Raw genomic sequence first — 22,902 nt, forward strand, 5'->3', positions numbered from 1 at the left:
TCTAATTTAAACAATCGTTAGATCAAAAGCTTCATCTGTGCCGAACTCTTGCCGGTTGGCGGGAAGGCTTAAAAGGCCCTGGGTTAATGCCAGGCTCACCATATCGCCGGAGGTGGAACTTTCTATTTGCGTGGCTATAATTTTACCTTCAGTATAAGATAAACTTACTAATGCGTGCAGGGTAAGGTTAGGCTTAAAATTGATGGCTTTACTCAAAACGGCTTTAGGCATTGCCACGTTTAAACCCATGGATTTGCTTAACCATGCTTTAAAGTAAAGTTGATAGCATACAAAGGTTGAAGTAGGGTTGCCCGGAAAGCCGAATATTAACACATCGTTAAGTAATTTGCCAAACAAAAAAGGTTTGCCCGGCCGTTGCGCTATACCATGAAATAGCGTATGCATGTTGAGCCTGTTGAGCACCGTAGGCAGGTGGTCGAACTTGCCTTTAGATACCGCACCCGAAAGCAAAACAACGTCGTAATAATTGCTGATGGTGGTTAGCTCCTCAAACATTATTTGCGGTTCATCGCGCAGGTGATAGCGCTGCGCATGGATGCCCTCGGCCTGTAATGCTGCAACGAGCATATAACTGTTAGACTGTCTGATTTGATGAGGCAAAGGTTGTTGATCAATTTCAACCAGCTCATCGCCTGTGGCACATACGGCAACCTTAGGCAGCTTTTTAACTTCTACGATTGCCAACCCAGATGCAGCGATAAGGCCAATAACGGCAGGGGTGATTTTGGTGCCGGCAGCAATTATCCTATCTCCTTGTTTGCTGTCCGTGCCCTCTAAGTGGACATTCTGCAGTATTTCAATCTCATCGATAATAACCGTTGCGATGTTATCAGTTATCTCGCATTGTTCGTAAGGAATAACAGCATCACTGCCCGCGGGCAAAATGGCGCCTGTCATTACTTCGAGGCAGTTATCGCTATCGGCCAGCTGCTGTTGCGGTTGCCCGGCCGCCTGGATGCCTTCTATTTTAAATGAGCGTTTGCCCGCAAAAAAGGCTTTGCTGTTAATAGCAATACCGTCCATGGTTACCCGGTTAAATGGCGGGTAGGGGCGGTCGGCAATAATATCCTGTGCCAAAACGCGGCCACTTGCCTGTAACAAATCAACCTCCTCTATACCGTAATCACGCACCTGCGCACGGACAATCTCTAAAGCCTCTTCTACGCTTATCATGGGGCAGTTTCTGATTTGGGATATACTACCAATTGCTCACCAACCTCATCGAGCCAGGTTTCCATGCCGCCAACTACATTGTAAACGGTGCTGCCGGGCACCGCCTCGCTGATGGTGGTAGCTGCTCTGGCGCTTCGCCCGCCTATTTCGCAAATGGTAACCAAAGGGAGGTTTTTAGGCAGCCGATCGATATTGTCACTTAAGGCAGAGAGCGGAAAAGAATGTGCGCCCTGCAAGTGTTCATGATTAAACTCTTTAGTTTCGCGTACATCAACTAAGAAAAATGGCTTATCGTCGGTATACCAGCGGTAAAGCTCTTCTATTTCCAGTTTACCACCCTTTTCGCAGGCGGGGGTATCATAATTACTTTGCAAATGTTTGATGTTGTGGTTTTCGGGAACGCTCGTTAGTTTAATCTTGTACTGATCGTTACGGTCAAGATCGAAGATCTGCAGGTAGCCAGACAGGGTTTCGCCAACGCCGGTTATCACCTTGACAGCCTGTAAGGCCTGTTGACAGCCTATAATGCCCGGTGCTACGCCAAGCACCCCGGCTGTATTGCAATCGGGTATTTCATTTGCCTGAGGAACGGTTGGATAGAGGCAACGATAGGTTGGCCCGCCATTGTAATTAAATACGCTTACGTGCCCCTCGTATTGCTGTACTGCGCCGTAGATGTAAGGCTTGTTCAGTATCACGCAGGCATCATTAATTAAATACCTGGTGCCGAAATTATCACTGGCATCAATCAACAGATCGTATTCTTTGATAAGTGCTAACGCGTTATTAATGTCCAGATAGTAGGGATATAATTTAAATACAACTTCCGAGTTAAGCTTTCGCAAGGTAGCAATCGCCGCTTCAGCCTTTAACTTACCTACCTCGGCTTCGGTGTATAATACCTGCCGGTGCAGGTTATCGATGCTAATGGTATCTCCATCTATTATCCCAATTGTACCGACACCCATACCTGTAAGATATTGCAAAACAGGCACACCCAGGCCGCCTGCGCCAATTACAAGTACTTTAGCTTGTTGAAGCTTTTGCTGTGCCGCGGGACCAAATCCGGCCAATTGCGTTTGTCTGCTATATTTGTTAGCGGTGCTCATATATTAAAATTTAACCGCCTAATACCGACATGGAAGTGTGAACTGATTCCTGACTTAGTGCTTCCGCAGCAAACCCGTCCTTTTCGCGTTTAGCAGCTGCGTCTAATAATATTTGCTGCAGGTCTTGGTTTGTGGCTCCACTGCGCAATAAATCGCGCAGGTTGGCTGCGGGAGGGCCATACAGGCAGGTTCGTAGTTCGCCGGTGGCCGATAAGCGGATGCGGTTACAAGTGCCGCAAAACGTTCGGCTAAATGATGGGATTATTCCGAAACTGCCCAGGTAGCCTGGTATTTGATAGTTAACGGAAGTCGAGCTATCTTCATTAATAAGCTTATTAATATCCCGGTAATTTTGGCTGATATGATCAAAAATACGCTGATGGTCCCAGCCCGAGTAACCGAAGGTATCACTGCCATTAAAAGGCATTTCTTCCAAAAAGCGAACAGACAGCTGGTGGTCTTTAGTTAATTCTATAAAAGGGATAATGTCTTCAATATTCTTATTCTCGGCCACAACGCAATTGAGTTTAATCTCAAAGCCATCGTTTAATAACCCAAGCACACCCCGGTAAACAGTATCAAAACTATCGCGGCGTGTAATGCGATGAAAGCGTTCGGCATTAAGCGAATCCAGGCTGATGTTTATCTTACGAATGCCCATCTCCTTTAACGCCGACTGGTGTTGGGCCGATAGTGTTCCGTTAGAGGTAACGGTAATCTCTTTTAAAGCGTCCAGTTCGCTCAGTCGGTATAAAAACGGAATAATACCATTGCGTACAAAAGGCTCGCCGCCGGTAATACGAATTTTGTCGACACCCAAGCCAACAAAAAGCGACGATAGTTGATACATTTCATCAAATGAAAGCAGTTCCTTGCGCGGGGCAAAGTTGATCCCTTCCTCAGGCATGCAGTAATAGCACCTGAAGTTGCAGCGGTCGGTAACCGAAAGGCGCAGGTAATTTAAGCGCCGCCCATGCTGATCAACTAATAAACTTTCTTTCATTTTTAGGTTATGGATGGGCGTTAACCCAAACACTATTGTCTTCGTAAAACTCTTTTTTCCAGATAGGTACGGTCTTTTTCAATTCGTCTATTAACCATCTGCAGGCCTCGAAAGAAGCTTCGCGATGGGCCGATGATACGCCGATAACTACCACAGGTTCGCCCGGTAATTTATGGCCGACAGCATGAATAATGGCTACTTCGTAAAGCGGCCATTTAACTTTAGCCTGTAATCCTAGCTTTTCCATTTCTTTTACCGCCATAGGCTCGTAGGCTTCAAAATCGAGATGTAATACCGTTTTGCCTTTGCTATGGTTACGCACGGTACCCACAAACAGGTTTATAGCGCCGGTTTCTTCACTGACCAGGTAAGCGGGTGCTTCGTTTAAATCAATATGTTCAACTATACGGATCAGCATATTTAATTATCCTCCGCTAACAGGTGGAATCAAAGCTATTTCGCTGTGGCTGCTGATAGTTTGACTGTCCTCTGCATACTCACTATCTACCGCTATTGCAACTGAACTTAGCGCTTTTATGGCAGGATATTGATCGCCCAGCCAGGTTTTCAAATCTCCAACGGTAGCCAGCGGCGTGTCGGCAGGCACGGTTATTCTGGGTTTGCCGGCAATGTCGCGTGTAATTCCAAACAGCAGTATTTCCATTTATGTTATAATCTCAGCCAACAAATATACCAAGTTATGGTTTTGCAGTGGATTATTGGCCTTATCTATGTCATATATAGCCCATAAATTATATCGATGACTGGGAATAGCTAAGGATATTAACTTTGTGAAACATCAACACTAACCAAACATGGATATTTTCGAAGCAGCCCGAACCAACAACATAGAAGAGCTAAAAAATGCTTTACAAACAGGTGATGCTAATGGCCGCGATAGCCGGGGTGCAACCCCACTGATCATCGCTGCTTACTACAATAACGTTGATGCTTTAAAAGCTTTATTAGAAGCCGGTGCCGATGCCGAATTGCGCGATAGTATGGGCAACACCGCGCTAATGGGGGCTTGTTTTAAAGGTTATAACGAAGCCGTGATCGCATTGATAGAAAATGGCGCTGACATTAATGCCGTTAATAGCACCGATTCTACAGCACTAGCCTTCGCGGCAATGTTTGGCCATAACGAACTGATCAGAATATTGCTTGCAAGCGGGGCTGATCCGAAACATAAGGATCAGTATGGTAAAAACGCCGTTGATTATGCCCATGCAAAGGGAAACAAAGAAGGATATGAGCTATTGATGGGATATAAGCAATAGACTAAGCGCGTGGAGTACCGGTTGTTATTGAAATATCATTTTTATGTTTTGATCGGTAAATAAAGTAGCTGATAACACCCCATGCCGGTACAAAAAAGAGGGCAAGGAATATTCCAAAAATAGCAAAGGTGACACATCCGGTAACGCACTTAATGCGCGAGGATAAGCTCATCATAGAAATATATGTTGCTAAAATAGGAAGCACCAATCCCAATAACATCATTTGAGCGGTAATTACGCCGATTGTCGATTTTATTTTGCCTTTGATTCTTAACCGGCACAATACAATCTGCATAATAGGTGCAATAAGAATTAGTATCAACGGAATTACGAAAACAAGCATTGTAATAAGTATATATAGTCTTTGATACCCTATTTATTGAAAGGTAACCTTTTTGCGAAAAGATTTTGGCGAAGCGTATAAGTACGCAGCAATACCGTTAAAATACGGGGTGCGTAAAATAGCAGGCATTAATAAATTTGCGTTACTAACTAGCAAATAATGCAATTTACCGAAACCGCCCATCACGAACAGGAAATGCTACGCACCATATCATTTTTCCGCAGGCTGAAAAGCACCAGTACTCCCGAATATATTTATTTGGCATTAGCCATACTTGCTTTTCTTATTGCCAGCTTTGCCGCTATACAGCAATATGCTGTAATAGCATATTAGCCACTAACAAAAAAATGCGCTAATTGTATTAATTTGCATTGCAATAAGGTGCAATGCGTTTATGATGCAATTTAAACTTCGAATAGTAATTACTGCTTGCTTGCTCATCTCACTTTCTGGCTGGGCACAGGCACAAAAACTGCGCGTAGCAGTTGCTGCCAATGCGCAGTTTGTTGCCAAAAAACTTGCGGAACAGTTTAAAAAGGAAAGCGGCGTTGATGCCGATCTCATCGTCAGCTCATCGGGGAAGTTAACTACGCAGATAGAGCAGGGCGCCCCGTTTGATCTTTTCTTATCTGCCGATATGAAGTATCCCCAAGAGCTGTCGGACAAAAACCTCACGCTCGACCAGCCGCGTATTTATGCCTATGGCCAGCTAATCATGTGGACGTTGAATAAGAGCGCCAAACTTACCCAGCCTTCAGATCTTATTTCTTCTGTATACACCAAGATAGCTGTTGCCAACCCATCTCTGGCACCCTATGGCGAAGCCACCATGCAAACGTTAGATAAATTGAAACTAACCGTCCAGCTAAAAGATAAGATAGTTTACGGCGAAAGTATTGCCCAGGTAAATCAATACCTATTATCCGGTGCAACAGAAGTTGCTTTTACAGCCAAATCCATAGTGCTCGATCCGGAACAAAAGGGGAAAGGCAAGTGGGTTGAAGTGAGCGAGAAACTTTATCAGCCGATAGCCCAGGGCGTAGTGATTCTTAAATCATCTTCCGGTCAGCAGCTATTGGATGCGCAGAAATTCTACACCTTTTTATTCGGGCCTAAAGCAAAGAAGATTTTAAAAGCCTATGGTTATAAATAATGGAATTAGACCTGCAACCTTTATGGCTTACCTTTAAACTGGCTACAATTACTACGATATGCCTGCTGGTTATCGGTTTACCGATAGCTGCCATGCTAGCCCAAAGTCGCTCGAGGTTAAAGCCCGTGGCCGAAGCTTTTATCAGTTTGCCATTAGTGTTGCCTCCATCTGTACTGGGTTTTTATTTACTGGTGGCTTTGAGCCCGGCAAATGCTTTTGGTGGGCTGCTACAATCGTGGTTTAATATCAGGCTTATTTTTACCTTTCCGGGGTTGGTTATTGGCTCGGTTATTTATAGCCTGCCATTTATGGTGCATCCGATACAAGGTGGCTTGCAAGCCCTGCCCGAAAGCCTACAAGAAGCTTCGTGGACCTTAGGCCGATCAAAAACAGATACCTTTTTTAAAGTAATGTTGCCTAATATTCGCCCGGCTTTACTTACCGGTATTGTGCTCAGTTTTGCCCATACGCTCGGCGAATTTGGCTTGGTACTAATGATAGGCGGAAGCATTCCCGGCGTTACCAAAGTGGCTTCTATAGCTATTTATAATGAGGCCGAGGCCTTGAATTTCCACGCCGCGCATATTTATTCGGGGGTATTATTAGCAGTTTCGTTTTGTATTTTATTGCTGGTGTATATCATCAACAAACGCCTCGTTAAAAACAGTTTGGCTTTATGATTAGTATCAGCATTCGCAAAAAACTGAATATGGCGGGTGGACCTGCTGATCTGGTGGTGGATGCAGAACTGCCTTTACAGAATATTACGGCGTTGTACGGGCCGTCGGGTTCAGGAAAAACATCATTATTAAAGATTATCGCGGGGTTAACACAGCCCGACGAAGGTTTTATCCAGGTGAATAACGAAGTTTGGCTGGATACCAAAAACAAAATTAACCTGCCTCCTCAAAAGCGAAATATTGGTTTCGTATTTCAGGATTATGCCTTGTTTCCGAACATGACGGTTGAGGGAAACCTCAGATACGCCTGCAGTAAAAATGTAGATGAGGAGCTTGTTAAACACCTACTTGTTGTAACCGGATTAACCGCTTTTGCAAATCATAAACCCGCAACACTTTCTGGTGGACAAAAGCAGCGTGTGGCCTTGGCTCGTGCTTTGGTGCGCAAACCATCATTGCTATTACTGGATGAACCACTATCTGCACTCGACAATGAAACCCGGTTACAACTTCAACAAGAGTTATTGCAGTTTCAAAAAGAGTATAAGTTTAGCGCTCTGCTAGTGAGCCATGATATTGCGGAGATCTATCAGTTGGCAAAAAGTGTTATTTCAATTGATGGGGGAAAAGTCTTGAAAGTCGGTAGACCTGCCGAAGTTTTTGGATTTGCCACGAATGCAGGCCAAATAAACTTAATTGGGCAGATAGTAAGTATTGATAATGAAATGATGGAAGTATTGGCTGATCAACGATTATATCAACTAAAATATGTCGAAGGTTTGTCGGTAGGCGATAAGGTTTGTTTGGCGTTCGCCGATGTTAAGAAAATTGGGTGAAATTATAGCCCTCTCACTCGGAGAGGGTTGGTAGAGGTGTTAAACCAATAAAGCCGAAATCCTGGCCTGTAAAACATCCATATCAAACGGTTTTGCTAAAAAATCATTGGCACCCGCATCAAAGGCCGACTGGCGTACATTGTGCCCGGCGGAAATAATAATAACCGGTATTTTTTGCGTAGAACTTTGCCGTTTTAACTGTTTGCAAACTGTTAAGCCATTATGGCCGGCCATAGCAATGTCCAGTATTACCAGATCGGGCTGGGCTTTTACAGATTCCATCACCGATGTGCCATCATAAACATGCATCACCTCATAACCTGCATAATTAAGGATGCTCGATATTGATTCGACAATGGCTACATCGTCATCCGCAACTAGTATTGTTTTATGTTGTAATTCCATAGGTAGTTTGGCAAAAGTTAAAGGCTCACATTTGTTATTAAACGGATACTATTAATTAGATAGTATGCTGTTTTACAGGATATTTATAAAATATCTGTTACTTATGCTATCCTAAAGGGGTATTTGCCTATGTTTTATAAAATAGATTAATATCTGAACGATATTGATAACAACCACAATATAGCCAAAGTTTCTTAAAAAAGCTAAGTGCGCAGGTTGTTAATCTGCAATATATGCCAGATCTGCGTGCTGATAGGCAGGCTTTTGTACTTGTACCTTTAACCTTTTAAACGTTTGCATAGGGCCTTCGGCTGCAAACAGATTAATAAGCCATGCAGGTACATTACCACCCGGATCCAGGGCCAGGGTATACTCTATGTCCAGTTTATTATTACCTAATGGTGTTATTACCCATTTGCCTACAGATTGCGTTACCCGCACTATGCCCTGTTTTTGCGGTATATAGTCGCCAATACAGGGCGCATCAATGGTTATAACTTTAGTTTTAGGATGCTGCTTTACCATAATATGGCATATAAAATCGCGGTTTTCTACCGGCCAGGGCACAGCAACTTCCGAATAATAGTACAACTCCGATGGCGAAACCTGCTTTAACACGGTGGCCGATTTGGTATGATAAGCCCAACTAACGCTGTTCTTAATATCCATAATAACGGCCACAAATTGTGCCGGGGTAGCCTCTAACTGGCAGTTAACTTTAACAGCCTTGAAGCTCGTACCTTCTACCGAACGCATGTAAACCTTAATGCCTTCGTCTTCGGTTTTTAATTTCCAGTTGTCCTGTGCGTGGGCTGCTATTACGCTAAAAATCAGTGCAAAGGATAGTATTATTTTATTCATTATTTGGATGCTCAGGGTCTCGTTCTACTACAAAGTAACGGAACCTTACGCAGCCCAACCGCTTATTCGCCTTTTTTTGACGTTGCAACGATAATAATGCCTCCAATTAATAAAATACCGCCAAGATAAGGGGGCCACGCCACTGTTTTTTCTCTGTCGGCCGATACTTGCAACGGTCCTGCGTCAATAATTTTTTCTTTCTTAGTGTAAGTAAAGCCCGTCCAAACCAACGTAATAATTCCAATTACTATCAGGGCAAATCCAATCATCTTTTTCATATCAGCAAAAATATTTTACAGTAAAGGGAATTGCAGGCTTATTGTTTTGATTACTATGGGAAGGGGGCTATTGTTAAAAGTGCGGAGGCTTTAAATTACTTATCCGCCAATAAATTTATAGAGGTATGGTGCCTTGTGCGCCATGCCTGTTTGTTTTTTGGCTATCCGCTCCAATATTCCCAGGCTTAGCATTTTGCGTTGAAATGCCGGTCGTAACAATGGTTTGCCTAATATGGTCTCATAAAGCCCTTGCAAGTCGCCCATGGTAAAGGTTTCTGGTAAGAGGTTAAAGCCAATCAGCTTACGGTCCAGATCGGTTTGTAAGGTTTCGAGCGCTTTTCTGATAATCTCCTGGTGGTCTTCCAGCATTACTGGCGGCAGATTGGTTATATCAAACCACTGGCAGCTGTCGGATATCGCGTCGGGAGTTGGGATGGCTTTTGTAAAGTCGATCAGGGCATAATACCCGACGGAAATAAAGCGCTGTAATAACCAGTGGCTATCATCAATAAAATGCCCGTTGGCCACTATAATCTGTTTAAGCTGGCTTGCATTATGCCGGCTTAAATCGCCGAAAACATAAAACTGTTCGAGGTAGATATTACTCAGAGCTGTACGTTCGTGCAGCACACGTTTGGCGGCATTGTTAAGATCCTCGTCTTGTTGGATAAAGCCTCCAGGTAACGCAAACAATGGCGTGTTTTTATATTCCAGTAACAAGATTTTCAGTTGGCCGTTGTGATAACCAAATATAACGGCATCCAAAGCCAGGCCGGGCATAAACGCCGCCCAATCTATTTGACTTGCCTTTTGTTCAGAATTACCTGCCATGTTCAACGAAAATAAAATAAAAAGTTGACCGGGCAGAACATATAAATTATTATTGTAACAAATTGATACAATAATAATCGGTGATACGATTGTAAACTGATAATATTTGCTAACTTCAATTTATTAAACCTAACAAACATGAAATTAAGGAGTTATTTACTGCTCTTACTACAGCTTGCTGCAGTTAACCTATTTGCCCAACAACCTACCGAGGCTACCATTGCTAATGGTAAATTGGAAGGGGTGGCGCAAACTAATGGCATTCGCACCTTTAAAGGTATACCGTTTGCGCAGCCACCGGTTGGCGACCTGCGCTGGAAGGAGCCTCAACCGGTTAAAGACTGGACAGGTGTACGCAAGGCAGATCATTTTGGACCGCGCGCTATGCAGAAACCGGTTTTTGGCGATATGGGCTTTCGCTCGGATGGGATGAGCGAAGATTGTTTATACCTGAACGTATGGACACCATCTAAAACTGCCAATGCTGGCTTACCTGTTATGGTTTATTTTTACGGCGGGGGGCTGGTTGCAGGCGACGGTTCTGAACCGCGTTACGATGGCGAGAGCCTGGCAACCAAAGGTATTGTTACCGTAACGGTTAACTACCGCTTAGGCGTTTTCGGTTTCTTTTCGCATCCCGAACTTACCAAAGAATCGCCTCACCAAGCTTCGGGTAATTATGGATACCTCGATCAAAATGCTGCCTTGGTATGGGTACAAAAGAATATTGCAGCCTTTGGTGGCGACCCTAAACGCGTAACCATCGCCGGCGAATCTGCCGGCTCGATCTCGGTATGTGCGCAGATGGCTTCGCCGCTATCTAAGAATCTGATAGCAGGTGCTATTGGAGAGAGTGGCGCGCCGTTTAACCCAACCCTGTTTCCAATTCCGTTAGCCGATGGCGAAAAGAACGGAACTACCTTTGCAGGCAAGGTTGGCGCAAATTCTCTGGCAGATCTTCGGGCTATTCCATCAGAAAAATTATTGGATGACGCTTACCAACCAGGCATGCCGCCAAACGCAACGGTGGTAGATGGCTATTTTCTACCAAAAATGCCTGTTGATATTTTTAACGCAGGTGAGCAGGCCCAGGTTCCGCTTTTAGTAGGATGGAATTCAGCTGAGATACCATACCAGGCATTTATGCGCGGACAAGCACCTACAGTAGAAAACTACCAGAAATTGGTGCGCGAGGCTTATGGGACACAGGCCGACGAGGTGTTGCGAATGTATCCTGGGAACAATGAAACCGAGGTTATAAAATCTGCCACAGAACTGGCGAGCGACCGTTTTATATCATACAGTACCTGGAAATGGGCAGATTTGCAGGCCAAAACTGGCGGTAAACCTGTATACCGTTACTTGTTCTCTCGCAACCGCCCACCAATGACAGCTAAAATGGGTAATGCAACTGCCGGTTTAGCTGGCGGTGTAATTAAGGGTAACGACGCGGATGCCAACAAACCAAAACCACCCGTAGCTTACGACGGTGCTGCACACGCATCTGAAATTGAATATGCCTTAGGTAATTTAGCCACTAACACCGTTTATGCCTGGACTCCTGATGACTACAAAGTATCCAAAACCATGGAAGACTATTTTGCCAACTTCATCAAAACAGCAAACCCCAACGGTGGCGGCCTACCTAAATGGGCACCTAACACTGCAGGCAGCAAGGTACAATACATCAACATAAACGTAACCACCAAGCTGGAACCAGACACAACGCACGAGCGATATTTGTTTTTGGATAAACAGTATACGAAATAACAGAAAAGGCCTCGATAAGAGGCCTTTTTCGTAACGTGTATTTCTGCTCTATCTCCTTGGGATCGTAAGAACCCATAAAAGGCATAACTTTTAAATTCCCTCCCTCGGGAGGGGCGCGGTCGGTCTGTGTTGCGGCAGGGAGGGGTCTCGTCGCAATTCAATCGCAGAAACCCCTCCCTAACCCTCCCAAAGGAGGGAATTGCGCCTCTCCAAAGCTTTCTACCTCTCCCCCGGAGAGGGCTGGGCTGAGGCATCTTGATTCCTGATTCTCGATTCTTGGCTCTCTTCTCAACCCACTTTCTTCTTATAAGCCCCCCAAACGTAGAACGGAATAGCTGCCATGAGTAAGATAAATCCGTAATAAACAGAACTTTGTCCGGCGCCGGCAATTTCCCATAACGAATATACAAAGGCCAGCAGACCTAATACAATGGCCGATAACCAGCCGCCGCTTTGCAGGGGCTTTTTCTCTACCCTGATAATAATGTACGAGGCGGCCGAGAATAGATAGGGGATGAGCATCATAAACACCGATAATAGTAACAGAAACCGGAATTGCTCTACCAGGGCTTTGGTGTAGTTCATACCCATAAACAGCGAGATGATAATGCTGCTGATAATCATACCTACGTAAGGCGCACCCTTGCTGTTTTGCCGGGTAAATATGGCCGGGAAAAGCTTGTCTTTAGCAATGGCGAATGGCACCTGGCCTTGCACCAATACCCAGCCGTTTAAGGCACCGAAAGCGGCAATAGCCACGCCTGCGCTAACCCAATACCGTGCACTCGGACCAAACATAAAAGCGGCTGCATCGGCATACGGGGTAACAGAATGTTGCAGAATTTTAGGCGGAATAATGCCCATAACGCTTACGCTACCCAATACATATACCAACGTTGCGATAAGCAAACCAAGCATCGTCGCCTTTGCGATGGTCTTTCCAGGGTCGGCCACACTGCCCGATGGGATGGTTGCAGACTCAATTCCGATAAAGGAGAACATCGTCATGGAGGCGGTAGCCGTAATGGCACCAAATACAGAAGTATTGGTGCTATTAAAAGGGTGGAAATTATCGAAGTGGATAAAAAATAATCCACCGATAGCTATTACAAATAGGGGGAGTAGCTTTAAAATGGTAGTAGCTAATTGCATATTGCCCGAGGTAGCGATGCCTCTGGTGCCAACCCACGTAAGTAACCAGATTGCGCTTAAGCCTGTAAGCACTGCGGCAAGTGTACTGGTTGCAAGTATGGGGAAGAAAGTGCTTAGTGCACTTACAAAGGAGATCGTAATAGCCGCATTGGCGCAAGAAGTGGCAAGATAGTATCCCCAGGCTACTAAAAAGCCGGCAAAATCGCCCAAGCCGTGGCGTGTGTACGCATAGGGGCCGCCGGTTCCTTCGGGGAGTAGCTTGCTTAGGTTACTGAACATCTTTGCTAAGAAGAACGAGCCGATAGCCGAAAATACCCAGCCCAGCAGACTCACGCTACCGAAAGAAGCCATGGCTGCCGGCATCAGAAATACGCCCGCACCTATCATATTACCAACCACCAGCGAAGTGCTGGCCCATAAACCTATTTTGTTTTTGCTCGAAGCTGCCATTTATAAATTCAAATTTTTCAGGAGAATGATAAGGTACGTATTTGCCGCGAAGGTAAAGAATTTGGCTGCCATGTGTAATTAAGATGCTCGAAGTGTAATAGCGGAATATTTGACGGAATCTGGAGCTTTACAACTCAAAAAATACTTAAAAGTCATAAAAAGTGGTGCATTCGTCTTTTGAGTCAGTGAAGTTGTTTGTTAAGATGTTGATAATCAGATGTAAGATAGGCGGTTTCACATGAAAATGACTTTTAAGTAGGAACACAGTGGTGCATATGGTGCATTGCACCATGCACCACCCTTTGGCGGCTTCGAAAAAAAAATTTTTGGATGAAACATTCGCAAGGCCACCTTCCTAATTTGTACTTAAAACTCACAAATGCTGATAACCACAACATTATTCCTAACTTGTGCTTTTTATTTTAGCGATAGTGACTTTTAAGGATTTTAATTTCAACGAGCAGTTGGCAGAGGGTGTCCAAAGCATGGGATACAATACACCAACCGCCATACAGGCCCAAGCCATACCTGTAATACTGGCAGGTAAAGATATTATTGCCTGTGCGCAAACAGGTACGGGTAAAACTGCTTCCTATTTGCTGCCGGTGTTAAACGGTATCAGCAATTCGGGGCACGGCCATCAGATCAGTACACTTATTTTAGGGCCAACGCGTGAGTTGGTTCAGCAAATAGATCAACAGGTGGAGGGCTTAGCCTACTTCACCGAAGTAAGCTCATTAGCCGTTTATGGCGGTGGCGATGGCATGGCTTACGAACAGCAAAAGCGCGGTATCCAAAACAATGTGGATATTGTGATTGCCACGCCGGGAAGATTGATCTCATTCCTAACCTCGGGAGCGCTGAAATTAAACCATCTTAAATATTTTGTACTCGACGAGGCCGACCGTATGCTGGATATGGGCTTCTTTCAGGACATTATGCGCATTATTACCTATTTGCCGGCTAATCGACAAACCTTGCTGTTCTCAGCCACCATGCCAGGTAAGATCCGCACGTTGGCGCGTTCGATATTGAAAAATCCGGAACAAATTAATATTGCTATTTCACAGCCGGCTGTAGGTATCAGTCAACAGATCTATAAGGTGCATGATGCCCAAAAAACTAAACTGATAGAGGTATTGCTCCGCAGCGGACTTTATACCAGTACTATTATTTTTGCATCCACCAAAGAGAAGGTAAAGGCTTTGGCAAAAGACCTTAAAGCTGCCCATATTAATGCGGAAGCCTTCCATTCGGATATGAATCAGGGAGAACGCGAAGAGGTACTCCTGAATTTTAAGAACAGACAATTACCTGTAGTTATTGGTACTGATGCCTTGTCGCGCGGTATCGACGTGGAAGGTATTGATCTGGTTATCAATTATGACGTGCCCGGCGACCCGGAAGACTATATCCACCGCATTGGCCGCACGGCCCGTGCGGCTACCACCGGTACTGCGGTAACCTTGGTTAACCGTAATGACGAGCGCAGGCTGGCAAACATCCAGGCATTGATTGATAAAAAAATAGAGGAAATAACTTTGCCTGCCGATATCGGCGCGATACCTGAGCAAAAGCCTCAGTTTGATAATCGTCGTAAAGGGGGGAGAAGGCCACAACGCAAAGGTGGCAGTGGGGCAAAAGGGCAAAGCCAAGGCAAGAAATAATATCGCCCGACCATTCGTTTCCAAAAAACGCTTATTTTCGTGCCCATACATCCGGTTAATTAATACATGATATCGTGAGTGATTTTCAACCACAATTACGCACTGTTAACGTAATCCGTTATGTTACACCGCTTCGCGAAGGAGGTTCTCTACCTGCTATAGCCGAGGCCGACGACGAATTTCTGTATGTGCTGAAATTTCGTGGGGCCGGGCAAGGTCTAAAAGCTTTGATTGCCGAACTGATAGGTGGCGAAATTGCCCGCTTATTAGGTTTTAAGATCCCGGAATTAGTATTTGCCAACCTAGATACTGCTTTCGGCCGTACCGAACCTGATGAAGAGATCCAGGACTTGCTAAAGGCCAGCGTAGGCCTAAATTTGGCATTACACTATTTATCTGGCGCCATTACTTTCGATCCGGTGGTGACAACACTCGATACTAAGTTGGCCTCTCAAATTGTTTGGTTCGACTGCCTGATTACCAATGTAGACCGTACCCCACGCAATACCAATATGCTGATATGGCATAAAGAATTATGGTTGATAGATCACGGCGCCTCGTTATACTTCCATCACTCGTGGTATAACTGGCAAGAGCAAGCCAAACGTCCATTTGCGCAGGTTAAAGATCACGTATTGCTGCCGCGTGCCAGCGAACTGGAAGCCGTAGATACAGAATTTAAAACTATTTTAACCCCTGATAAGATCCGCACCATTGTTAACCTGATACCCGACGAATGGCTGACCAAGGGTTTTGAAAATGAAACCCCGGAGGCTGTTCGCGATGTATATTTCGATTTCCTGACGACGCGCATTGCATCGTCGGACATATTTGTAAAAGAAGCACAACATGCCAGAGAATCACTTATTTGAGTACGCCGTTATACGCGTTGTACCAAGGGTGGAGCGCGAAGAATTTATAAATGTTGGTGTTATCTTATACTGTAAACGTCCGCAGTTTTTAGGTATTAAATTTACGGTGAACGAACCGCGAATTCGTGCGTTATGCTCAGATCTCGACATCGATGTGCTTACAGACAACTTGAACGCCCTTACACAAATATGCCTCGGCAACAAAGAGGGAGGGCCTATTGCCACACTTGATGCAGCTTCGCGTTTTCGTTGGATAACCGCCACGCGCAGCACCGTTGTGCAGGCTTCTAAAGTGCATCCCGGACTGTGCCTGGATGCGGCTCAAACCCTCGAAAAGCTATTTGAGCAATTAGTGGCATAATCAGCATAAAATCAATTGTTTTATTGTGATTTTATTTGGATATTGAATTACCAATTATTAAATCATCATGCCACACATCAACCTGCCGGCGGGCTTGCCGGGTATCAGAAGCCTGTTCACCTTCAGGCCAGAAACAGCAGTTCCGCTTAACTTTTTAGCCCAAACTTTGCTCCACAATCCGCATCCAACGCTAAGTGCCGGTGAGAGAGAGCTGATTGCAACTTACGTATCAAGTCTTAATGACTGTAAGTATTGTGCTACCATACACGGTGCCATTGCCAAGCATCAACTGAACAAAGATGGCCAGACTGTAAAAGCTGTTGTAGCTGATATGGAAACCTCCCCCGTTAGCGACAAGTTGAAGGCATTGCTCCGTATTGCTGCCAAGGTACAAATTGGCGGCAAGAGCGTGACTGAAACTGATGTTGAGCTTGCTCACCAGGAAGGTGCCACCGATCTCGAAGTACACGATACCGTGCTTATTGCCGCTGCATTTTGTATGTATAACCGCTATGTAGACGGGCTGGCTACATTTCAGCCGGATGATGAAGAATTGTACGACCAGATGGGGGCCCAGCGTGCCCGTGAGGGTTATCATAGCGGCCCTCTGAAGCTTACTAAAACAGAACCAGTTGAAGCGCAATAAATTGACTTGTTAGAATAATAAGATTTTTAATACTATTAAGTAACTATATATAAGGGTGGAGTGGCCAAATGGTCACTTTTTTTATATATCGAAAACTATAAGTGTTTAATGGATATTATATTATATAAATCATCATAAATCAAAAACACATGAAAAGGTTAATGTTAATATGCTGTTTCGCCGCCTTGCTGGTAACGGCTGCAAATGCGCAAACTAAACATGCGGTTAGCCCGGACCCGTTGAACAAGGCCAAAGATCTGCAAAAGGAATTGAAGCTAACAGATTCGCAAACCCTCAAAATAGCCAGCATTTATGACGATTCGTCGAAGCAATTTGAGAAGATAAAAGTTGCTGAGAATGGCAATACTAATAAAATGATGGCTGACATAAAACCACTTCGGGTAAGCACTATTAATAAAATCAAAGCGGTATTAACGCCTTCGCAAGCCACTAAATATGATACGATGGTGAAAACTTCTAAAGATAGCAACGGCGGCAATGGCTGGAGCGACGGTTGGAGTTCGACGGAGTCTGCAAACTAAAATATTAAACAAGGTATTGTATTCGCTAACGCGGCCGTTCTGTGCCGCGTTTTTTGTTTTATGGAATTAGGTAAACCCCTTACTCATTTAAAGCGTAAGTCTGTTAGAAACAATATTTCTTATAACGTACTTATAAGAATGTGTTTAAACGAAATATATCTACTAAAATCTGACTTATGAAAAAAGTACTTAACTTATTATTTTTAGCCGCTATGCTGCTTGGGGCACATATGGCCACGGCCCAAACCACCACGTCCGACGGCAAAAGCTGGTTTAACCGTACTATCGCGGGGGCTGCCCAAATACAGGTTACCTATCGGAACAACAATTTCGATCAGCTTAACCGGATCCTCAATAACAACAATATACCATCGCTAAGCGGGAATGACATATGGATTAACCTCTCCATGAACCATATTCATAAACAATGGATCTTTGAAGATGGTATAGGCCTTACGCCGTTATCTACTTCGGAAAATGGGAATAATTTAAAAGCCAAATATGGGCAGGGACAGTTGTATTTCAGAGCTGGTTATAACGTAGTGAAGACGCCGGATTTTCGCCTGTTTCCGTTTGTTGGATTGAATTTCTCTGCTGCGATGCTTAAGATTCAAGATAAAGCCCGTGAGGAAAGCACTAACGATTTCTCCCAAGAACTATTGACAAGTACATCGAGCAAAACCTTATATCAGGGAGCCTTCGGCATCGAATTGGGAGGCGGCTATGATTATCTCATCAAAATGAAAACAAAGCGAATTGATAACTGTGTGGAGATACAGCGTAATATCCCTATAGGTATCAGAGCTGGGTATTACATTAACGCAGCACGTAGCGATTGGAAAGTAGACGGTCACTCCTTAGATAATGGCCCCGACAAAGGTCAGAGCGCCATATTTGTTTCGCTTAATATTGGGTTAGGGTATAGTATTAGGAAATTGTAGAGAGGAGTTTTCAAGATAAGATATTGTCATCGATCCCAATAGTGATTGGGATCGGGACCTCATTTGCTTTGCTAACTATCCAGGTTATTTACTTGTCTCGTGGGGTGCTGAAACAAGTTCAGCATGACATATAGGGGGATAGATAGCAACAGGCACTCTTTTTGTCACAGCTAAACTTATGGATCAACTTAGCTTTTTTGAGGACAGTATTAGCAGTCTGCCTATTGACATAGCCGATTATATCCCCAGTATGTTTGGTAAGCAGGAGAGCGAGCATCTTTTAAAGAAATTTATTAATGAAACTCCCTGGATACAACGTTCGGTTATGATGTATGGTAAGGAGGTGCTTACTCCAAGGCTAACTGCCTGGTGCGGCGATTCGGATGCTGATTTCTTTATTTCGGGAGGTAATACGCCACCATTACCCTGGACGGACGACTTGTTGATGATGCGTGAAAGAGTAGAAGCAGCCGCTGGTGTGAAGTTTAATACAGTTTTGCTGAATTACTATCGAAACGGCAACGATTCAGTAAGCTGGCACGACGATCAAGATGGCATCCCGGGACGTAATAAAATAGTCGCCTCGGTTAGTTTAGGTCAGGTAAGGGTTTTTGATATTCGTAATAAGGTCAATCCTAGCATCAAATATTCTATTCCGTTAGAAAACGGTTCTTACTTACTAATGAAAGGCGATTTTCAGGATCATTGGCAACATCGAATTGCCAAGTCGGCAAAGAAAATGAAAGAACGGGTAAACCTTACATTCAGGATCAGTAACATAAAATAAGAATTGAGCTAAAGCCCGTTAATTTTTTCACCAATAAAAAAGGCCTCCAAATCTGGAGGCCTTTTTATGCTCTTTAATTTAAGATTATTGTTTTGGAGCTGGATCCTGTTTTTCAGGAGCTTTACCTATCAGGTCCATAAACTGATCCAGTTTTGGAGTGATGATAATCTGTGTACGTCTGTTTTGTGCTTTACCGGCTGGGGTATCATTGCTGGCAATAGGGTTATATTCACCACGACCGCCTGCGGTTAAGCGTTTAGGGTCAACCTGGAAAGTGGTTTGCAATGCCATAACTACAGATGCAGCTCTCATAGCACTTAAATCCCAATTGTTGCGGATGTTTTTCTGAGAGATTGGTACGTTATCGGTGTTACCTTCAATCAGCACGTCGTAAGTGCTATAGTCTTTAATGATCTTGGCAATTTTGCTTAAAGTCTCATTGGCTTTATCCGAAATTTCGTAGCTGCCAGATTTGTATAGCATGTTGTCGGCAAGTGAAATGTATACCACGCCTTTTAACACCTGTACGTCAACATCCTTCATTTCCTGCTGACTTAATGAACGAGTTAGGTTATTGGTTAACACCATATTAAGTGAGTCGCTTTTGTTTTTGGTATTTACCAGTTGTTGGATGTAGCGGTTAGAACTGTTAATCTCGTCAACCAGTTTGGCTATGTTTACGTTACCCTGGCTGCTCGAGTTTAAACACTTGTTAAGGGCATCCTGTAAAGCCAGTGTGTTTGCCTTTTCAGAAGAGATTTGTTCCTCTAAACTTTTAACGCGATTGTTGGCCACGGCAAGCGCCTGTTCGCTGGTTTGGTATTTTACGCTTAGGTCGCGCGTGCTGTTTTGTAGTTGGGTGTAGTTGGCATCCAGCTCTTTGTATTTTTTGCTACTTACGCAACTTGAGGCTAAACCTGCTACAACAAGCAGCGCCGGAATTACTATTGGAAACTTCATAAATTTCTGTATTTGTTTTTTATAAATATAGCGATATAAATATATCGACAAATAATAACGAAATATTTGAAGGAATGTTTTTCTGTTTGTAATTGGTTGATTTACAGTGGGTGTTAGAGTCCTTTGCTTAAGATAAATGGATTATTGCCTAAGAATGATAAAAGGACGTGAAAAAATGGTGGATTTGCATAAAAGCGTTAGCCTGCATCATTTAGTTATGGTAATGTGTTATAGCACATTTTGGAAGCTTTTATCTTTCTACACTTTCCAATTTACCATCCTCACTCACAGATGCTTTACTTTTAGCCACATAGCAACTACTATCGGGGTTAACTGTTTCGCCGGTGCTGGCGGTTAGGAAGTTACTGCCCCAAACCTCAAGGGCTTTAAAAATAGGGATAAGCTGGTTACCCAGGTCGGTGAGGAAGTATTCTACCTTAGGCGGTACAACAGGGTAAACTTTGCGTTGTACAATCTGGTCTTCCTCCAGTTCGCGCAGCTGTTGGGTGAGCATTTTTTCGGTTATCTCGGGTATCAGGTGTTTGATCTCGGTATAACGTATTGGGCCAGCCAGTAATCTGTTTAATATAGTCATCTTCCACTTGCCGCTAATCACGCTGAGCGACGCTTCCATAGCACAATTGAAGTTCTTGTGTCGTTTCTCTGTCATAATAAAAATCGCTGTATGCCAATATCTTAAATGGGCGCATAACTTACCAAAAGGTACGTCTCACACCAAAAAGTACCTTCTTGTGCAGTACTTAAATTATCCGTCACTTTGACTCAACAAATCATAAATAAAACATAAAGATATGAAAAAGTTAACTGGTAAAACAGCAATTATAACAGGCGGAAACAGCGGTATTGGCTTCGCAACTGCACAGGAATTTGTAGCCCAAGGCGCTAAGGTGATCATCACCGGCCGTAACCAAAAATCTATCGATGAGGCTGTTGCCCAACTTGGCGAAAATGCGCACGGTATTGTATCAGATGCAGGCGATATGGCTCAGGTAAATCAAATCCAGGCGCAAGTTAAAGCGATCACTCCAAACATTGATATTATTTTCATCAATGCTGGTTTAGGTAAATTTAACTCAGTTGATGGCATGACCGAAGATATGTTCGACGAGATTATGAACGTAAACTTTAAAGGCGCTTACTTTACCCTGCAACAGTTGTTGCCATTGGTAAACAATGGTGGTTCTATCATCTTCAATACCTCTATCAATGCACACATTGGTATGGCTGGTGCAAGTGTTTATGCAGCAAGTAAAGCAGCTTTATTATCATTGATCAAAAACCTTTCTGCCGAATTACTGCCACGTCGTATAAGAGTTAACGCTATCAGCCCAGGCCCGGTTGTTACACCTCTGCATACCAGCGAAAAATTAGGTATTAGCGATGATCAATTACAACAAATGGGTAATGGCATATTAAGCCAGATTCCAATTGGCCGCTTTGGTAATGCTGAAGAGATCGCTAAAATAGCGTTGTTCTTCGCTTCAGACGATTCTACTTTCGTGTTAGGTGCGGAACTGGTTGCAGACGGTGGTATGTACACCCTGTAAATAGCTAATTCTTTAGTTCGAGTTTAATAGGAAGAGCCTGCCGATTTATTTCGGGGGCTTTTCTGTTTTAGTGGTATAAGAAATAAGCCGATATTTACTATAGCAATCCTATATGATCATGATATGCTTAGGCCGATAGATGACTATTTTTTGCAAAAGGATGAACCCGTAAGAAGCTGCCTTCAGTTTTTAAGAAAACACATTCTGGATTATGATGCAGCCATCACGGAGGCCTGGAGATATGGAATGCCTTTCTACTACTACAAAGGCAAAATGTTTTGCTATTTATGGGTTCACAAAAAGTTTCACTTGCCTTACATCGGCATGGTTGATGGCAAGTTGATAGATCACCCCGATCTGATACAGGAGAAGCGGGCCCGCATGAAGATTATGCTGATAGATCCTTCGGAAGATTTACCGATAGGGGATATAAATAACATCTTAAATCAGGCGATGAAGCTTCGCCAGTAAGATGAAAATCATCAAATATAAAAGAGGCCTTTAGTAAAAACTAAAGGCCTCTTTTATAACATTTTTATGGAAATTAATTTAGAACCTTAATTTCAACACGGCGGTTTAACGCGCGACCTTCTTCGGTTGCATTGTCGGCTATTGGCTTACTTTCGCCATAGCCTTTTGTAGTTAGGTTATCGCCGTTTACACCTGCATTAACCAGGTAAGCTTTAACAGCATTAGCTCTGTCTAAAGATAGCGACATGTTGTGTGCTGTGCTGCCTTCGGCAGATGAATTGCCGTTTAAAGCTACTTTCGTAGTCGATGCTGTTTTCAATGATCTGGCAACCAGATCAAGTGTTTGATATGAATCTGTTTTTAGTACGCCCGAGTTAAATTCGAACTGAATATTAGCAAAGTTCAGATTAGGTTTTTCTGGTGCCGGTGCTGGTTCTTCTTTCGCCGGTGCTGGAGCTGGTGCAGGCTCTGGTTGTTTTTGTGCAACTGGTTCGGTTTTAACCGTATCCGCAGCTGGAGCCACTACGGCTTTTTTTGCTTTACAAGAAGGTAGTGTAAAAGCTAATGAAGCTACGAAAACTAAGATTAAATTGGATTTTAAAACTCTCATTTGTATAAATTATATTAAGGTTGAACGCTGTAAACATAAAACATTCTTTTTATCCGAAAAGTATTTTTCAGGCGAAAAAAAAGCAGGTTTTCAAACTTGAAAACCTGCTCTATAGGGTTAAATAGTTATTTT

The 22,902-nt window shown here is 43.7% G+C and carries 29 protein-coding genes; 15 read left to right on the forward strand and 14 right to left on the reverse strand.

Annotated features, from left to right (window positions below):
• Positions 1-6: 6 nt before the first annotated feature.
• The 5 genes from GSY63_RS10040 to moaD are packed head-to-tail and all read right to left on the reverse strand — an operon-like array spanning position 7 to position 3,970.
• On the reverse strand, positions 7-1,194 hold the full coding sequence (locus tag GSY63_RS10040; RefSeq protein WP_166585680.1) for a molybdopterin molybdotransferase MoeA: 1,188 nt from the start codon (positions 1,192-1,194) through the stop codon (positions 7-9).
• On the reverse strand, positions 1,191-2,303 hold the full coding sequence (locus GSY63_RS10045) for a HesA/MoeB/ThiF family protein (RefSeq protein WP_166585681.1): 1,113 nt from the start codon (positions 2,301-2,303) through the stop codon (positions 1,191-1,193). The genes GSY63_RS10040 and GSY63_RS10045 overlap by 4 nt, the downstream gene beginning before the upstream one ends.
• A 10-nt stretch (positions 2,304-2,313) precedes the next feature.
• Positions 2,314-3,306 carry a GTP 3',8-cyclase MoaA gene (gene moaA, locus GSY63_RS10050; protein ID WP_166585682.1) on the reverse strand — a complete coding sequence of 331 codons (993 nt, stop codon included), beginning with the start codon at positions 3,304-3,306 and terminating at the stop codon, positions 2,314-2,316.
• Between the two features lie 7 nt (positions 3,307-3,313).
• Positions 3,314-3,724 carry a molybdenum cofactor biosynthesis protein MoaE gene (locus tag GSY63_RS10055; protein ID WP_166585683.1) on the reverse strand — a complete coding sequence of 137 codons (411 nt, stop codon included), beginning with the start codon at positions 3,722-3,724 and terminating at the stop codon, positions 3,314-3,316.
• A gap of 6 nt (positions 3,725-3,730) precedes the next feature.
• A complete protein-coding gene (gene moaD / locus GSY63_RS10060; RefSeq protein ID WP_166585684.1) occupies positions 3,731-3,970 on the reverse strand; it encodes a molybdopterin converting factor subunit 1 in 240 nt (79 codons plus the stop codon).
• A gap of 151 nt (positions 3,971-4,121) precedes the next feature.
• Between moaD and GSY63_RS10065 the strand changes: the two genes are divergently transcribed.
• Entirely contained in the window at positions 4,122-4,586 is a 465-nt protein-coding gene (locus tag GSY63_RS10065; protein WP_166585685.1) for an ankyrin repeat domain-containing protein, read from the forward strand.
• A gap of 1 nt (position 4,587) precedes the next feature.
• On the opposite strand, the gene GSY63_RS10070 is transcribed toward GSY63_RS10065, so the two are convergent.
• Positions 4,588-4,881 carry a hypothetical protein gene (locus GSY63_RS10070; protein ID WP_166585686.1) on the reverse strand — a complete coding sequence of 98 codons (294 nt, stop codon included), beginning with the start codon at positions 4,879-4,881 and terminating at the stop codon, positions 4,588-4,590.
• A 207-nt stretch (positions 4,882-5,088) separates the two neighbouring features.
• Between GSY63_RS10070 and GSY63_RS10075 the strand changes: the two genes are divergently transcribed.
• The 4 genes from GSY63_RS10075 to GSY63_RS10090 all read left to right on the forward strand — a co-directional run bounded on the left by GSY63_RS10075 (position 5,089) and on the right by GSY63_RS10090 (position 7,598).
• A complete protein-coding gene (locus GSY63_RS10075) occupies positions 5,089-5,262 on the forward strand; it encodes a hypothetical protein (protein ID WP_166585687.1) in 174 nt (57 codons plus the stop codon).
• Positions 5,263-5,323: 61 nt separating this feature from the next.
• Positions 5,324-6,082: a molybdate ABC transporter substrate-binding protein gene (modA, locus tag GSY63_RS10080; RefSeq protein ID WP_208094514.1), complete on the forward strand. Its 759-nt coding sequence runs from the start codon at positions 5,324-5,326 to the stop codon at positions 6,080-6,082.
• Complete coding sequence (modB, locus tag GSY63_RS10085) at positions 6,082-6,762, forward strand: molybdate ABC transporter permease subunit (RefSeq protein WP_166585688.1); 681 nt, start codon at positions 6,082-6,084, stop codon at positions 6,760-6,762. The genes modA and modB overlap by 1 nt, the downstream gene beginning before the upstream one ends.
• Complete coding sequence (locus GSY63_RS10090) at positions 6,759-7,598, forward strand: ATP-binding cassette domain-containing protein (protein WP_166585689.1); 840 nt, start codon at positions 6,759-6,761, stop codon at positions 7,596-7,598. The genes modB and GSY63_RS10090 overlap by 4 nt, the downstream gene beginning before the upstream one ends.
• A gap of 39 nt (positions 7,599-7,637) precedes the next feature.
• Here GSY63_RS10090 and GSY63_RS10095 read toward each other — a convergent pair whose 3' ends face one another.
• The 4 genes from GSY63_RS10095 to GSY63_RS10110 all read right to left on the reverse strand — a co-directional run bounded on the left by GSY63_RS10095 (position 7,638) and on the right by GSY63_RS10110 (position 9,973).
• Entirely contained in the window at positions 7,638-8,003 is a 366-nt protein-coding gene (locus tag GSY63_RS10095) for a response regulator transcription factor (RefSeq protein WP_166585690.1), read from the reverse strand.
• Positions 8,004-8,222: 219 nt separating this feature from the next.
• A complete protein-coding gene (locus tag GSY63_RS10100; RefSeq protein ID WP_166585691.1) occupies positions 8,223-8,864 on the reverse strand; it encodes an START domain-containing protein in 642 nt (213 codons plus the stop codon).
• 62 nt (positions 8,865-8,926) lie between these two features.
• Positions 8,927-9,142 (reverse strand): hypothetical protein, encoded by a 216-nt coding sequence (locus GSY63_RS10105; protein ID WP_166585692.1) that lies wholly within the window; start codon positions 9,140-9,142, stop codon positions 8,927-8,929.
• 99 nt (positions 9,143-9,241) lie between these two features.
• A complete protein-coding gene (locus GSY63_RS10110) occupies positions 9,242-9,973 on the reverse strand; it encodes an NUDIX hydrolase (protein ID WP_166585693.1) in 732 nt (243 codons plus the stop codon).
• Positions 9,974-10,111: 138 nt separating this feature from the next.
• On the opposite strand from GSY63_RS10110, the gene GSY63_RS10115 reads away from it, so the two are divergent.
• A complete protein-coding gene (locus tag GSY63_RS10115) occupies positions 10,112-11,743 on the forward strand; it encodes a carboxylesterase/lipase family protein (protein WP_166585694.1) in 1,632 nt (543 codons plus the stop codon).
• Positions 11,744-12,031: 288 nt separating this feature from the next.
• Here GSY63_RS10115 and GSY63_RS10120 read toward each other — a convergent pair whose 3' ends face one another.
• Positions 12,032-13,345, reverse strand: a complete 1,314-nt coding sequence (locus GSY63_RS10120) for an amino acid permease (RefSeq protein WP_166585695.1) — start codon at positions 13,343-13,345, stop codon at positions 12,032-12,034.
• Positions 13,346-13,755: 410 nt separating this feature from the next.
• Here GSY63_RS10120 and GSY63_RS10125 point away from each other — a divergent pair, with 410 nt between their 5' ends.
• From GSY63_RS10125 to GSY63_RS10155, 7 genes are all read left to right on the forward strand, one after another.
• Complete coding sequence (locus tag GSY63_RS10125) at positions 13,756-15,012, forward strand: DEAD/DEAH box helicase (RefSeq protein ID WP_317168556.1); 1,257 nt, start codon at positions 13,756-13,758, stop codon at positions 15,010-15,012.
• Positions 15,013-15,086: 74 nt separating this feature from the next.
• On the forward strand, positions 15,087-15,884 hold the full coding sequence (locus GSY63_RS10130; protein ID WP_166585696.1) for a HipA family kinase: 798 nt from the start codon (positions 15,087-15,089) through the stop codon (positions 15,882-15,884).
• A complete protein-coding gene (locus tag GSY63_RS10135; RefSeq protein ID WP_166585697.1) occupies positions 15,862-16,245 on the forward strand; it encodes a DUF3037 domain-containing protein in 384 nt (127 codons plus the stop codon). The genes GSY63_RS10130 and GSY63_RS10135 overlap by 23 nt, the downstream gene beginning before the upstream one ends.
• A gap of 67 nt (positions 16,246-16,312) precedes the next feature.
• Complete coding sequence (locus tag GSY63_RS10140; RefSeq protein WP_166585698.1) at positions 16,313-16,891, forward strand: carboxymuconolactone decarboxylase family protein; 579 nt, start codon at positions 16,313-16,315, stop codon at positions 16,889-16,891.
• A gap of 149 nt (positions 16,892-17,040) precedes the next feature.
• A complete protein-coding gene (locus GSY63_RS10145) occupies positions 17,041-17,433 on the forward strand; it encodes a hypothetical protein (protein ID WP_166585699.1) in 393 nt (130 codons plus the stop codon).
• A 176-nt stretch (positions 17,434-17,609) separates the two neighbouring features.
• Positions 17,610-18,374, forward strand: a complete 765-nt coding sequence (locus GSY63_RS10150; protein ID WP_166585700.1) for a hypothetical protein — start codon at positions 17,610-17,612, stop codon at positions 18,372-18,374.
• A gap of 178 nt (positions 18,375-18,552) precedes the next feature.
• Complete coding sequence (locus GSY63_RS10155; protein ID WP_166585701.1) at positions 18,553-19,161, forward strand: alpha-ketoglutarate-dependent dioxygenase AlkB family protein; 609 nt, start codon at positions 18,553-18,555, stop codon at positions 19,159-19,161.
• Between the two features lie 84 nt (positions 19,162-19,245).
• Here GSY63_RS10155 and GSY63_RS10160 read toward each other — a convergent pair whose 3' ends face one another.
• Positions 19,246-20,121 (reverse strand): OmpA/MotB family protein, encoded by an 876-nt coding sequence (locus GSY63_RS10160; RefSeq protein WP_166585702.1) that lies wholly within the window; start codon positions 20,119-20,121, stop codon positions 19,246-19,248.
• 250 nt (positions 20,122-20,371) lie between these two features.
• A complete protein-coding gene (locus GSY63_RS10165; protein ID WP_166585703.1) occupies positions 20,372-20,791 on the reverse strand; it encodes a winged helix-turn-helix transcriptional regulator in 420 nt (139 codons plus the stop codon).
• Positions 20,792-20,933: 142 nt separating this feature from the next.
• On the opposite strand from GSY63_RS10165, the gene GSY63_RS10170 reads away from it, so the two are divergent.
• Positions 20,934-21,689 carry an SDR family oxidoreductase gene (locus GSY63_RS10170; protein ID WP_166585704.1) on the forward strand — a complete coding sequence of 252 codons (756 nt, stop codon included), beginning with the start codon at positions 20,934-20,936 and terminating at the stop codon, positions 21,687-21,689.
• 123 nt (positions 21,690-21,812) lie between these two features.
• Positions 21,813-22,160: a DUF1801 domain-containing protein gene (locus tag GSY63_RS10175; protein ID WP_166585705.1), complete on the forward strand. Its 348-nt coding sequence runs from the start codon at positions 21,813-21,815 to the stop codon at positions 22,158-22,160.
• 73 nt (positions 22,161-22,233) lie between these two features.
• Here the strand turns inward: GSY63_RS10175 and GSY63_RS10180 are convergent, their stop codons facing one another.
• The gene (locus GSY63_RS10180) at positions 22,234-22,770 is read right to left on the reverse strand and encodes an OmpA family protein (RefSeq protein WP_166585706.1); all 537 of its coding nucleotides are present in this window, start codon (positions 22,768-22,770) and stop codon (positions 22,234-22,236) included.
• Between the last annotated feature and the right edge of the window lie 132 nt (positions 22,771-22,902).

It is taken from the genome of Mucilaginibacter agri (assembly GCF_009928685.1).
Lineage (GTDB): Bacteria > Bacteroidota > Bacteroidia > Sphingobacteriales > Sphingobacteriaceae > Mucilaginibacter > Mucilaginibacter agri.